Raw genomic sequence first — 13,691 nt, 5'->3', positions numbered from 1 at the left:
TGAACAATACATAAAGGTAGATATGGCAGGTTTTAATGAGAATACGCGAGTTAAGTTCCCGGCACTGATGCACCTTACGCGCATCGGCTATACTTATCATGCGTTAAAGGAGCTAGACCTTGACCCGGAGACAAACATTGCCAAGGATATTTTCTATAGACAGATAAGAAAATTCAATCCTCAGTTGCCAGAAGAGTCCATCAGCCTACTGCTCGGCGATATACGTAATAAGCTGAACAATGAAGACTTGGGCCGTGAGTTCTACAAGATAATCTCGTCTAATAGCGGTACTAAGTTTATTGACTTTGAGCATCCTGAAGCTAACGACTGGGCTTGTGTGACCGAAATGCCATGCATAAATGGAGGTGATGAGTTCCGCCCTGATATTACGTTGCTAATTAATGGTTTGCCACTTGTCTTTATCGAGGTGAAGAAGCCCAACAACAAAGGAGGAATACTTGTTGAACTCCACCGCATGAACGACCAGCGTCTCCCCAATCCCAAGTTTCGCAGGTTCATCAACCTTACACAGTTGATGATATTCTCAGACAACAAGGAGTATGACTTTACCACACCCAAGCCTGTACAAGGCGCATTCTACGGTTGTATTGATAAGAAGCGAATGCACTTCAATGTGTTTCGCGAAGAAAACGCCGACTTCTACAAGGACTTCAATTACTTGCCCTTGAAGGAAGAAACTGAGAATTATATTCTTAAGGACAACAATAATATTGTGCTGAAATCCTCCCCCGAGTACGAGACGGACAAGAATCCGACGACACCAACTAATAGGATTATCACGTCCTTGTGCTCCAGGGATCGTCTTCTCTATTTACTGCGCTATGGTTTTGTCTATCTCGATTATATTGATGAAGACACGCAAAAACATGTCCTCCAAAAACATGTAATGCGCTATCCTCAATTATTCGGCACGCAGGCTATTCGCAAGACCATTGATGACGGTAAGCAAAGTGGTATCATATGGCATACACAAGGCTCCGGAAAGACGGCTCTCTCTTATTTTGCCACACGCGTGCTCACCGACTATTTTACAAAAAAGCATGTCATTCCCAAATTCTACTTTTTCGTTGACCGTCTTGATTTGATGGAACAGGCTACGACAGAGTTCTCCAACCGTGGCTTGCATGTCATCAACGTGGAGAATCGCGATGAGCTGATGAATACTTTCAGTAACGAAAAGGCACAGGAGAACAACACGGGCGAACATGAGATAATCGTCGTCAATATTCAGAAACTGAAAGATTCTGACGGTAAGATTAACGTCTCTAAATATGCCACGAACATCCAACGGGTATATTTCCTTGATGAAGCACATCGCGACTACAACCCCAAAGGCTCATTCCTCAGCCGCCTGTTTGAAAGCGACCCGAAGGCCATTCGTATCGCCTTGACCGGCACACCACTTATCGGGGAGGAACGAAAGACCACGGATGTCTTTGGCAACTATATCAGCACCTATTATTACAATCGCTCTATTGAGGATGGCTTTACCAAGCGCATGATGCGCGAAGATATAGAGACCAGCTATCGGCTGCGCTTACAAGAAATATGGTCTGACCTCGAAGAGACAATAAAGGTTAAGAAGGAGGATATTAAGAGGCAAACCATTATTGAGAATGAAAGGTATGTGGGGGCTTTGCTCGATTATATCGTCAACGACTTCAAACGCTTCCGCTTGCAAATGGATGATACGTCGCTTGGCGGCATGATCGTATGTGAGACGAACAGACAGGCCCGCATGATGTTCCGTCTGTATAAGATGGGAACACATAAGGACGAGGACGGACATTACACCTATGTGCCTAAGATTGGGACAGTCATTCCTGAAGACGACGGAACCATGCCCAACAAAGATACGTCGGGTTTGAAGGTAGAGCTGATTTTGCACGATTATTACGACAAAGAGAAGCGGGCTAATATCTCGCTGCAATTTCGAAAGAAGGCAGAGCCTGATTTGCTGATAGTCAATAATATGCTCTTGACAGGTTTTGACGCGCCACGTCTGAAGCGATTGTACCTTGGCCGTAAGTTGAAAGACCACAATCTTCTTCAGGCACTCACACGTGTGAACAGGCCGTACAAGGATATTCGATTTGGATATGTAGTCGATTTCGCCGATATCAGGCAGAACTTCAACGACATCAACAACGCCTATGCGGCAGAACTTGGCAAGTTCGACACAGGACAGTCTGAGGATGCGAGCGTCGAGCACGCTATGGTTTCAGAAGAGGAAATCAAGGAAACGATGAGGGATGTTCAGGAGGTTCTCTTTGACTACACTACCGACAATGCGGAGGAGTTTGCCCAGCAGATGGAAGATATTGAGGATCACGACAAACTGATTATCATCCGGCATAAGCTTGAAGAAGCCAAAGCCACATGGAATGAAGTCCGTACTTTTGGCTCAGAAGAACTGAAGGCGAAAGTGAAGGCCATGCAACCCGGCAATATCAACAATCTGCTGAAAGTGGTCAACGACCGTATCAGTAACCTCAATCTGAAGGATGTTTTCAACCATGAGGCAGAGGTGGCCTCTATGGTCAATGAAGCATTGGGCACGATAGAATTCAAGTTCCATAAGAAAGGAAGCGGAGAACTGGTCATCAACGACAACTTGAAGAGCGAGTTGCAATATAAGAAGCGTGCACTATCGGATGAATTGGCTGAAAATATCGACCAAGACGATGACGATTATGTCTCCCTCCTCGACGAGATAAAAAAGTACTTCAGAAAGAAAGGCTTTGAGCCATCCAATGTTGCAGAGGCAAAGGAAGACATCGGATTTATGGACGACATGATGGCGAAAATCAAGGAAATCAACAAACATAATGCTGCCCTACAAAAGAAATACAAGGGAGATGCCAAGTTTGTCAGAGCCCACAAACGTATTATCAGGGAACAAAAGTCGACAGGCAAGGTGATTATCTCTCCCTCGGAAGTGGAAACATGTTTTGCACTCAACACGATGAAAGACAATATTGACACAATGTTGTTGAATAATTTGGACCTCATCAACAACGTCCCGTTTTTCACTGATCAGGTGAAGAATTGCATTACGCAGATACTTCATAAGATGGAAGTCAAAGCAACGCCTGCCGACCGCAGATATTTGGCAGGGATTATTACCAACGAGTACGAACATCAATATAAGAGATTTTAATGAGCACATCAGATATAATAAAGAAAACAGAAGACCTTATCGACGCGCTACGCGCCACTTGCGGAAACAACGGATTGAGCGGTGACGGCAATGAGTATAAAATTGTCGTACAGATGTTCCTGTATAAGTTCCTCAACGATAAGTTCGGTTATGAGTTAAAGCACATTCAGAATGAAGAGTATCGCTCGCGTTTTAACGAAGCTGCTCATTGGGAGAGTGCTTATACTGCTATGACCGATGAGGAGCGTGAGGATGTTTGGGACTATCTGCCAGCCGATACACCCAAGCTAAAGCCGGAACATCTGATAGCGAATCTGTATAATCGCATGAACGAGGGCGATTTCTCCAGCGTCTTTGACAATACTATGGTTTCGCTCGGTCAGCTCAATGCCGATAAGTTCAGTGTCAAGACATCCGGGAAGAGCAGTGTTGCGCTGTTGGAGTCGTTGACAAACTATGTTACGGATCCCGACAAGCGCGATGACTTTGCCCGTGCGCTCATCAACAACCTGACCACCTTCAACTTTGAGGATATTTTCCATCAGAAGTACGACTTCTTCTCAACAGTATTTGAGTATCTTGTCAGCGACTACAATAAAGACAGTGGAAAATATGGAGAGTATTTCACACCTCATGCCGTGGCGACGATCATGGCTCGTCTACTTGTTTCGCCGGATGAGACTATCCATAGTGCTGCAACCTGCGACCCTACGGCAGGAACAGGTACGCTCGTGATGGCTTTGGCCCATCAGATAGGTGAGGCAAACTGCTCTATATTTACACAGGATCAGAGCCAGAAGTCAACGACGATGCTACGGCTGAACCTGATCCTCAACAATCTCGTCTCATCATTGCCAAATGTCATTCAAGGAGATTCACTGATAGACTGGGGACATGAGCGCAAGGACGGCACGTTCGATAAGATGTTTGATTATGTTGTCAGTAATCCTCCGTTCAAAGAGGACTTTAGTCAGACGGTTACAAACGCCGCATTCAAAAACACCGACCGATTCTTTGCGGGCATCCCAAACGTGCCAAAGGGTGACAAGCAAAAGATGGAGATATATCTTGTCTTCATTCAGCATATTCTCTATATTCTGAAAGACACAGGTAAGGCGGCTGTTGTCGTGCCGACCGGTTTTCTCACCGCATCAGCAAAGATACCATTGGCCATCCGAAAGAAGTTGGTGGACAAGGGGTGGCTGCGTGGGGTTGTCTCTATGCCTTCCAATATCTTCGCCAACACGGGCACCAATGTCAGCGTGGTCTTTATCGATAAAGGCAAGAAGGACGACAAGGTCATTCTGATAGATGCCTCCAAGCTCGGAACGACAGAAAAGGTTGACAAGAACCAGCGGACAGTGCTCAGTACTGCTGACGAGGACAAAATCGTGAACACTTTCCGTAATATGGAAGATGTTGATGATTTCTCTAAGGTGGTATCGCTTGATGAGATTAAGGAAAAGAAGTATAGCTTTTCTGCCGGACAATACTTCGACATCAAGATTGACTACGTTGATATCACCGAGGAAGAGTTCAACCGTAGAATGACAGAATACAAATCGACGCTTGCAAAGCAGTTTGAGGAAAGCCATAAGCTTGAGGAAGAGATCATGAAGCAACTGGCAAGTCTAAAATTCAACGAGGATGTAAAAGGCGAATAAAATGGAAAACGAGATACAGTTTCTGCTTTACAGCATGCCCGACGAGCAGGGCAAGGTACAAGTTATTGTAAAGGATGGTACAATATGGTGTACCCAGAAGGCTATGGCACAGCTCTTTGGGGTGGATAGGTCCGTGATTACCAAGCACTTGAAAAACATCTTCGACTCAGGAGAGCTAAGGCAAGAATCAGTATGTGCAAAAAATGCACTAACTGCCGCTGATGGGAAAAAATATCAAACAACACTCTATAATCTCGATGCTATTATTTCTGTCGGCTACCGTGTCAATTCCATCAAGGCCACGAAATTCCGCCAGTGGGCAACGTCGGTGTTGAAGGAATATATCACAAAGGGATTTGCCCTTGACGACGATAGGCTCAAGCAGGGTACTGCCGTGTTCGGTAAAGACTACTTCCGTGAATTGCTTGAACGTGTGCGTTCCATCCGTGCGAGTGAGCGCCGTATATGGCAGCAGATTACGGACATTTATGCGGAGTGCAGCACCGACTATGACAAGACTTCTCCGACGACCCGCGATTTCTATGCCATGATTCAAAATCGTTTCCATTATGCCATCACTGGTATGACGGCAGCTGAAATCATATACACGCGGGCGGATCATACAAAAGACCACATGGGGTTAACAACATGGAAGCATGCACCCGATGGCAGGGTCTTGAAGTCTGATGTCAGCATAGCAAAAAACTACTTGCAGCCTGAACAGATTAAACGTTTGGAACGTGCTGTAACTGGCTTCTTCGACTACATAGAGGATCTCATAGAGCGTGAGAACACCTTCACGATGGATCAGTTCTCAGCCAGTGTCAATAAGTTCTTGGAATTCCGAAACTACCACATCTTGCCTGACAAGGGAAAGATTTCTGCTGCAGAAGCTAAAGTCAAAGCAGAACAAGAATACGATATCTTCAACAAGACGCAGAAGATAGACTCGGATTTTGATAAACAAGTGAGAGGATTGCTGGGGGATGAATAAAAAGTTGTCATTAAACTAAGAAATGAAAAAAGAAAAATTTAATATTTTAAGAATTGGTGACATCGTACACACCGTATCTGAAACACATAAATTTGATAAAGATTTTCTTATAGCAATTAATACCTCAGATGTTTATAATGGGGTAATGGGCAAAGGTGCACTCACACCTGTTGCCAATTTAAAGGGACAATTCAAGAAAACAATCAAAACAGGCGATTTACTTTTTAGCGAAATCCGCCCTGCAAATAGAAGATTCGCAAAAGTAACGGCAACTGAGTGTCAAGACTTTGTAGTTTCAACAAAACTTATGGTGCTACGCAAGTTTAACGACCAAGTTGATTCTGATTATTTCTATTACTGCTTAACGAATCAACCCTTCTTGGATACTCTCCAAAGAAGGGCTGAAAACAGAATTGGTTCATTTCCTCAAATTACATTCGATTTGCTCTCGGGGTATGCTTTTCCTATACCGCCATTAGAAGAGCAAAAAAGAATATCAAAAGTTATCGCAAGCATCGACCGTAAGATTGAACTCAACAAGCAGATAAATGATAATTTAGAGGCGATGGCGAAGCAGCTTTACGATTATTGGTTTGTGCAGTTTGACTTTCCTGACGAGAATGGGAAACCTTATAAAAGTAGCGGTGGTAAGATGGTATGGAATGAGAAATTGAGAAAATATATTCCTGAAGGGTGGCATTGCGGGTCTCTTCTTGACATTGCAGAGTATACTAATGGATTGGCATGTCAAAAATTTCGACCGATTGATAACAACTATTTACCTGTTATCAAAATTAAAGAAATGCGTGATGGCATTACATCTGAAACAGAAAGAGTAAGATCTGACATTAATGACGACGTTAAAGTCTATGATGGTGATGTGTTATTTTCTTGGTCAGCATCATTAGAAATAATGCTCTGGGCTTATGGAAAAGGGGGACTAAACCAACATATTTTCAAAGTAACATCGAAGAATGGTTATCCTCGCTTCTTCTATTATTTTCAAATACTTGAATATATTGGAATCTTCAAAAGAATGGCAGAAGCAAGAAAGACTACGATGGGCCATATAACACAAGACCATCTTTGTCAGAGCACTATAGCTTTGCCTTCTTCATTAGCTTTGCCAAATATGTTAGCTAAGTATATAGAGCCAATATTTGATGAGGTCGTTGCTAATAATCAAGAGATAATTATGTTGACTAAGCAACGTAAAGAGCTGTTACCACTACTGATGAATGGTCAGGCAACGGTAAATTATCATTTATCTGACGATTGATTTGTATTTTTCTCTCTATGTCAACTATTATAGTTCCGATGTTCGCTTCTTCCAAAGAAGAAAATGTCGGAACAGAATAGTGCATAATTTGATTTTTATCACCTCTTGGCATCTTGCTTCCTTTTGAACCTTGCATCATGTACTGGAAAAATGCATCTTGCATCAACAATCTGAATTTTCGATTAATTTGTAGCGATAATACCCACTCTAAAGCTAATTATCTATAAATCAGTAAATATTTAGTTTGTTATGTTTTGCCATTTCACTTATTATTGTTACATTTGTAGCGGTAATCAATGATATAGTATAATGGCAAGACCTATAAGCGATGAGACTGCTCACAAGGTGACGCTTCACATCAATAACGGATATAGATATGCTACACTACGTCCACGTGTGACGAACGAGGCAACCGGTAAGCGCATGAACAAAAGCATTCATTTAGGCACAGTGACCGAAAGCCTGAAGTTCATTCCGGGCAAGGTGTACCTCTACATGTCGCCTGCTGAGCGAAAGAAATTGTTATTCCCACAGGAATGGGATTTGAGTGAACTGGACTCTTTGCCAAGTACGAGGAAAGCAGGGAGACCCACCTACAATGGAGATGCGCAGAACCGTCTGTATGGCGACGTGTGGCTTATGGAAAGAGTTGCGGAGAAGACTAAGATACGCGAGGATCTGGAGAAAGTGTTCGAGGGAAACAAGGAGAAAGTGGATGACATCATGACGCTTGCCATGTTCCCCTATATTTCCAGCTATTCTTACAGCAGGCTCGCTCGCTGGCAGAGATACACCAAGACTCCGTCCGCGCGCGAAATGTCTCCGGGAGACATCACCCGTCTTACGCAGTCAATCACTGAGAAAGACCGCCAGGCCTTGTTGCGCCTTCGTTCAGAAAGAATTGGAAAGATGGAGCTCTGTGCTGTTGACTCCACAAGCAGGTCGGCTTACGGGAGCAGTCTGGCCGACATACGCTGGGGGCACAACAAGGAGAACATTGCCTTGGCGCAGACGAATGAAGTTGTAGTCTATACTCTCAGCAACCACATGCCCATCTATTACAGGTCGTTTCCCGGTAACATCCCTGACTCACGCACTATGGGTGTCATCCAGTCTGACCTGCGCTGTGCCGGTTTTACGAATTACGTAATGATAACGGACAGGGGCTATGGGACAGTGCAAATCCTTGAGGACAACATTCTTCATGACCAGCCCGCTATAATGTGTATGAAGACCGGCCACAAGTTTATCAGCGACAAAATAGACAGCCTTGGAGACTTCAATGTCCGTCCGGACGGAATGGAGATAGACCTTGACAGCAAGCTGTATTACAAACAGTACGACATTGACTACAAGGTACATGGAAAGGGCAAGTCCGAAAAGACAGCAAGCAAGATGCGCCTGAATCTGTTCTTCAATCCCTCGTGGAGAAGCGAGGGGCAAATCAACATAGACATGAAAGTCGAAGGGCAGAGAAGCAGTCTTCAGCAGATGATTGATGGCAAAGAGGAAGCCCCTGACGATGAGACACTCAAAAGGGACTTCTGCATGTTTGACGTAAAACTGGACAAGAAAAGGCATGTCGTGTCGTTTGAGAAGAACGAGAAGAAGTACAACGACTCACTCAGACTTTTAGGGTTTGTCGCCATTGTAACGCTCGGGCTGGATTTGACAGCGCCACAAGCTCTGGCTCACTACAAATTGAGAGACGAGCAGGAAAAGTACTTCCAGCAGATGAAGACGGAGATGTGCTCTGACAGACAAAGAAATTGGAGCGAGGACGGTAAGACCGGCAGGCTGTTCATCTTGTTCGTCGGATTAGTCATAGGATCATATATTAGACACATCTGGAAGACGACAGGCCTTCACAGCATGTTCGCCTCTTCACTGGACATGCTTGACGAGATGAGGAACATAAGATGTATCGAGCGACAGGGGCATACCACCAAGATAACACCTTTTGTCGGGAAGCAGGTAGAGATTGCGAAGGCTTTTGGGCTTGACATCCCAGCCGGGTGTGAACCGGGATACAAGTCGAAAAAGGTAGGTAGAAAAAGAGGAAGGCCAAAGAAAAACGAGTCTTAGAAGATTATCGCTACAAATTAATTGAAAATTCAGATCAACAACGCATATAGATAATTAGGAGAATGACCATTCTTAGTCCTGAACGCGAGGACATCTGTGGAACAGCCACCGTCAGAATCAGCAAGCCATATCTTCTTAAGATAAGGACGAATGTTTGAGATTAATATATCACCTTTGCAATAACGAGTAAGCGCACAAGTCATCGGAGGTAGATTTTGAGCAGTTTGTCTACCTCGTTTATTTTGCAAAAGAGAATCAGTAGTTACATATTGATTTAATGTAATACTTTTGCTATTTACTCTTTCTGTTACGTATTCTGCAATATCTGACAATATCATTTTGTCTATTCATTGGTTCTTCTTTGCAAAGGTAAGCAAATCTTGTCAGATAATTCGCATGCATGAATCAATTTATATATTTCCGATGCGCTATTTTTACGTTTTGCTGGTTAACCATCGCATAGTGCAGCGTAGTATCAATTCGTACATGCCCCAATAGTTTTTGCACTTGTTCAATAGGCATGCCCCTGTCTATAGCCATTGTCGCCAAAGTCCGTCGGAACTTGTGTGGATGTACCTTATCAATGTGAACATCCTTTCCCATTTTTCGCAATCGAACCTCAACTCCACTAATAGTTAAGCGTGTATGTGGTTTTAATAATGTAACAAAGAGGGCAGGATTATCATCCGTTCTACTCTCAAGATAACGTTGCAGGTGAATCTTGGTGCGTGCATTGAAATATACCTCTCGCTCTTTATTCCCCTTACCGAACACTTTACATTGCCGTTCTTGAAAGTCAATATCAGCGCGGTTCATTTTTACCAACTCCCCTACACGAACGCCAGTACTTAGCAATAGGTCTATCATTGCAAGATCACGCAATTCGTTGCAGCTGTCACGCAAGGTTTCTATATTTTCATCGCTGAGAACTTCTTTGACGAGAGTGTCGGTGCGAACCTTGTGAATTCTTCGCACAGGGCTTTTGGCTATATAGTCTTCGTCCTCCAACCAAGAGAAGAAGCTGGAGAAAATTCTTCGCAGGTTATCAATGGTTACCTTGCTGAGATTGTTTTCCTCTTGTATTTCAGCCAGATAGCTACGGATGTCATTTGTACAAATCTCTTTGATGCATTTTGACAATCCATTCAACAACTTGTCTATTGACGACTGATAATAGTGGATCGTTTTGTCAGAGCAACCTTCTATCTTCTTAGCGGATAGGAAGGTATCAAGCAACTCGGTATTTTCTTTCTCTCTTCGTTCCTCATTGCTTGTCCTCTTGTTAATCTCATATTTTGCAAGCACATCCTTTATAGAACTACTTACCTGCTTCATTTGCTCATCGCTGAGCACATCTTTTATTCCGCTTACAATGTCATTTAGTATATCTTCTGTTGCCATACATATTCCATATTTTGACTATTCAAGAACAAATATACAAATAAAATTCCAAACGATAAATGATAATTTAGAGGCGATGGCACGTCAGCTCTACGATTACTGGTTCGTGCAGTTTGACTTCCCTGATGAGAATGGTAGACCGTATAAGTCGAATGGTGGAAAGATGGTGTGGAATGAAAAGCTGAAACTGAACATACCAATGGGCTGGATTGTAGAAGATATTAGTAAAATTGCAGATGTGTTCAATGGTGCCACACCTTCAACTAAGGAGGAACGGAACTATGGAGGTAATATAGTGTGGATTACTCCAAAAGATTTGTCTGACCAGCAATCAAAATTTGTATATTATGGGGAACGCAATATTACTCAAAAAGGTTATGATTCATGTAGCACTCATATGCTACCAGTAGGCACAGTATTAATGTCAAGTAGAGCTCCTATTGGCCTATTGTCTATCGCCAAGTCGGAATTATGTACAAACCAGGGTTTCAAAAGTTTTGTACCTAAAAAAGAGACACTGGGTAGCTATCTATATTATTATATACGATTGCATATTAAGCAGATAGAAGATGGGAGTCAGAACTTGGTTGATGGCTTGTTGCACCATACGGTCTACCACGGTGGGTATCCCTAAAAGGTGTTTCTTGACATTATCCTTGGGTATCTCTACCCGTCTGACGGGATTCGGACGGTAGCTGCCGTCCATGAGGCACTTTATCAGAGTGTCCATGTTGGCTCTCAGCCACGGAAGCAACTGCTCGCATGACATGTCGCGGCGTCAGCGGTTTTTCCGGTTTTCCTTGCCATGATGCAAGCCTGAGGAACGAAGGCTGTTTCTTTCTGGTGCCGGCGGGCCGAAGCTTGCTTCGAAGCACGACGGTACCAGAAAGAAACAGAGGGCGCAGCCCTTGCATCACGGCAAGGGTTTTTCTTGTTTTTGTTGGAATTGAATACATGTTATTCGTGAATAGTTGCCGTATCCTTTGCGTCCTTTGCGGCTTGGCGAGAGGAAATAATCACGACAAGGGTTTTGCTTGTTTTTGTCAAAAAGGAATACGTGTTCTTCGTGATTCGTTGCGCGCAGTCTTTGCGTCCTTTGCGGCTTGGCGAGAGGAAATCACTCACGTGGAAGTAGGATGGGGATAAACCCCACCCCTATTGGATGTGTGCAACACATTGACAACCAGCATGTTGGTAACGTTGCCCACTTGCATGGGCGGCCCTCGTGGCCGTCCGGACGGTCGGAAGACCGAATCTCTGATATTTTTGTTTTCGGACGGCCCTTAACCATGCCTATCCGCACCCTGCAACCGCGCTGTGCAGCTCAATTGGGCGCAGACTGGCACGCCAATCCAGTAGGTGTTGAGTGTGGCCTCATCCTATTGCCACGAAAGAATTATACCTCCCCACTTCCAGCCCCGACGGGACTGAATCGTCAATAACCCCGGAATAAGCGAGTGATAACGAGCGCAGTCCGGGGATCAAAGATGCAGAGAGAGATACATTCAGTGCCTCGAATACGCACAATAGCACGGAGTGCGCAAAAGCAAATATGTTTCTGCGCGTTCCGCTATTCAACCTCTCCGAGGCTGGTCGTGGATTTCTGTCGTCCTTGTTCTTCCCCAGACTGCGGTCGCTGCGCTCCCTTAGTCTGGGGCTATTGAGAATTAAGCCCCGTCGGGGCTTTGTGTTGGCTGAGTAAAAATCGTGGTCTACAAGGATGATAACACTTCACCAATTTCAAGCCGTCGGGGATTTGCGTTGCCAGAGTAAAAATCGCGGCATCAGCGGTTTTTCTGGTTTTCCTTGACGTGATGCAAGCCTGAGGAACGAAGGCTGTTTCTTTCTGGTGCCGGCGGGCCGAAGCTTGCTTCGAAGCACGACGGTACCAGAAAGAAACAGAGGGCGCAGCCCTTGCATCACGGCAAGGGTTTTTCTTGTTTTTGTAGGAAAGGAATACGCGTTCTTCGTGATTTGCTGCGCACAGCCTTTGCGTCCTTTGCGGCTTGGCGAGAGGGAATAATCACGGCAAGGGTTTTGCTTGTTTTTGTTGGAAAGTAATACGCGTTGTCCGTGATTAGCTATCATAGCCTTTGCGCTCTTTGTGGGAGGAAATCACTCACGTGGCAGTAGGATGGGGATAAACCGAAGCTGCTGAAAATACATTTGTTAACAAAAACTGTAAGCAAGCATTTGTCTTTGACCCCATAAAAAGGGGTAAATTAAAGAAAATACGACTTCTTTTCGCATCGCAGTCAGCTAAAAGTTACAAATTGAAAGATTTTTGCTATACCCATCTGTTTTTAGGGTACTTTTTCAGCAGCCTCGGATAAACCCCACCCCTACTGGCTGAATGCAGCAACATGTTAATTATCAATACATTATCACAGAATCCAGCAATCCATGCCATCGACTATCCGACTGGAAAAAGGGAAAGGCGGCACAAGACGCATGCCTTGTGCCGCCGGTAGGGCTAAAAACCCGAACGTAGACATCCCACGGGGAATCTCCGCGCAGACGGATTACTCTGCTCCGAGACTAAAACCCGAACTTGCTGCTATCGAACGACTCCACGCCGAGGGTTCCGAGAATCGAGGCAATGATAGTGGCGAGAATCTTGAGGATATTCACCCAGTCGTTACGTTTCAGTGATCTCATAGTATTACACCTCCTTTCCTTTTTATTAAAGTTGAAAGCTTACTCATAGTATTAAAACTCAAATTATCAAGGTTCTTTCTGCGTGCGAATTCTCTCACGCCGAGGTTCACCTAATTCTTCCCCTCACGCAAATTAATTCGTGATTCCCCCCCCCGCAGATAACGCTGATTCCATAACGGACATAAACGATGGCCGTTTGCAGGGTGCGGCCCCGTGGCGGTCATCGGTAGACGGGCAAGCGGCACAGGGCTGTTGCAGGGTGCGGATAGGCAGGGTTAGGGGCCTCCCAAAATAAAAAATCAGAGATTCGGTCTTGCGACCGACCGGACGGCCCCTAACCCTACCTATCCGCCCCTGCAAATGGATCATTAACGCTCGTCCATTGTTACACTGAGGTTTCTGATACAATGGCCACCGACGAAAGCCATA

General features: G+C 44.5%; 9 protein-coding genes and 1 pseudogene. 6 read left to right on the top strand and 4 right to left on the bottom strand.

What is annotated here, in order from left to right; translation table 11 throughout:
* Positions 1-22 precede the first annotated feature (22 nt).
* The 5 genes from LDN30_RS13690 (at position 23) to LDN30_RS13670 (ending at position 9,203) form a co-directional block, all read left to right on the top strand.
* Positions 23-3,181, top strand: a complete 3,159-nt coding sequence (locus tag LDN30_RS13690; protein WP_223929865.1) for an HsdR family type I site-specific deoxyribonuclease — start codon at positions 23-25, stop codon at positions 3,179-3,181.
* The gene (locus tag LDN30_RS13685) at positions 3,181-4,845 is read left to right on the top strand and encodes an HsdM family class I SAM-dependent methyltransferase (RefSeq protein ID WP_223929863.1); all 1,665 of its coding nucleotides are present in this window, start codon (positions 3,181-3,183) and stop codon (positions 4,843-4,845) included. The genes LDN30_RS13690 and LDN30_RS13685 overlap by 1 nt, the downstream gene beginning before the upstream one ends.
* 1 nt (position 4,846) lies before the next feature.
* Positions 4,847-5,839 carry a virulence RhuM family protein gene (locus LDN30_RS13680; protein ID WP_223929862.1) on the top strand — a complete coding sequence of 331 codons (993 nt, stop codon included), beginning with the start codon at positions 4,847-4,849 and terminating at the stop codon, positions 5,837-5,839.
* A 22-nt stretch (positions 5,840-5,861) separates the two neighbouring features.
* A complete protein-coding gene (locus tag LDN30_RS13675; protein WP_223929860.1) occupies positions 5,862-7,118 on the top strand; it encodes a restriction endonuclease subunit S in 1,257 nt (418 codons plus the stop codon).
* Positions 7,119-7,427: 309 nt separating this feature from the next.
* Positions 7,428-9,203 carry an IS1634 family transposase gene (locus LDN30_RS13670; RefSeq protein WP_223928554.1) on the top strand — a complete coding sequence of 592 codons (1,776 nt, stop codon included), beginning with the start codon at positions 7,428-7,430 and terminating at the stop codon, positions 9,201-9,203.
* 405 nt (positions 9,204-9,608) lie between these two features.
* On the opposite strand, the gene xerA is transcribed toward LDN30_RS13670, so the two are convergent.
* Positions 9,609-10,604, bottom strand: coding sequence for a site-specific tyrosine recombinase/integron integrase (gene xerA, locus LDN30_RS13665; protein ID WP_223929858.1), 996 nt, complete (start codon positions 10,602-10,604; stop codon positions 9,609-9,611).
* Here xerA and LDN30_RS13660 point away from each other — a divergent pair.
* Positions 10,576-11,238, top strand: coding sequence for a restriction endonuclease subunit S (locus LDN30_RS13660; protein ID WP_306421526.1), 663 nt, complete (start codon positions 10,576-10,578; stop codon positions 11,236-11,238). The genes xerA and LDN30_RS13660 overlap by 29 nt on opposite strands.
* On the opposite strand, the pseudogene LDN30_RS13655 reads toward LDN30_RS13660, so the two are convergent.
* The 3 genes and pseudogenes from LDN30_RS13655 to LDN30_RS13645 form a co-directional block, all read right to left on the bottom strand.
* A pseudogene (locus LDN30_RS13655) lies at positions 11,170-11,373 on the bottom strand (group II intron reverse transcriptase/maturase); the annotation flags it as partial. The gene LDN30_RS13660 and the pseudogene LDN30_RS13655 overlap by 69 nt on opposite strands.
* Before the next feature lie 971 nt (positions 11,374-12,344).
* Positions 12,345-12,692, bottom strand: coding sequence for a hypothetical protein (locus LDN30_RS13650; RefSeq protein ID WP_223929856.1), 348 nt, complete (start codon positions 12,690-12,692; stop codon positions 12,345-12,347).
* 450 nt (positions 12,693-13,142) lie between these two features.
* Positions 13,143-13,262, bottom strand: a complete 120-nt coding sequence (locus LDN30_RS13645; protein ID WP_223927294.1) for a smalltalk protein — start codon at positions 13,260-13,262, stop codon at positions 13,143-13,145.
* Between the last annotated feature and the right edge of the window lie 429 nt (positions 13,263-13,691).

Origin of the sequence: Prevotella lacticifex (assembly GCF_019973375.1) — a bacterium.
Lineage (GTDB): Bacteria > Bacteroidota > Bacteroidia > Bacteroidales > Bacteroidaceae > Prevotella > Prevotella lacticifex.
This window is presented reverse-complemented; position numbering and strand designations above follow the sequence as displayed.

Excerpts from the sequence above, each read along its gene's own strand:
- LDN30_RS13670 (WP_223928554.1), top strand. The coding sequence starts at position 7,428 with ATGGCAAGACCTATAAGCGATGAGACTGCTCACAAGGTGACGCTTCAC.
- LDN30_RS13690 (WP_223929865.1), top strand. The coding sequence starts at position 23 with ATGGCAGGTTTTAATGAGAATACGCGAGTTAAGTTCCCGGCACTGATG.
- LDN30_RS13660 (WP_306421526.1), top strand. The coding sequence starts at position 10,576 with ATGTCATTTAGTATATCTTCTGTTGCCATACATATTCCATATTTTGAC.
- xerA (WP_223929858.1), bottom strand. The coding sequence starts at position 10,604 with ATGGCAACAGAAGATATACTAAATGACATTGTAAGCGGAATAAAAGAT.
- LDN30_RS13675 (WP_223929860.1), top strand. The coding sequence starts at position 5,862 with ATGAAAAAAGAAAAATTTAATATTTTAAGAATTGGTGACATCGTACAC.
- LDN30_RS13650 (WP_223929856.1), bottom strand. The coding sequence starts at position 12,692 with ATGATAGCTAATCACGGACAACGCGTATTACTTTCCAACAAAAACAAG.
- LDN30_RS13685 (WP_223929863.1), top strand. The coding sequence starts at position 3,181 with ATGAGCACATCAGATATAATAAAGAAAACAGAAGACCTTATCGACGCG.
- LDN30_RS13645 (WP_223927294.1), bottom strand. The coding sequence starts at position 13,262 with ATGAGATCACTGAAACGTAACGACTGGGTGAATATCCTCAAGATTCTC.
- LDN30_RS13680 (WP_223929862.1), top strand. The coding sequence starts at position 4,847 with ATGGAAAACGAGATACAGTTTCTGCTTTACAGCATGCCCGACGAGCAG.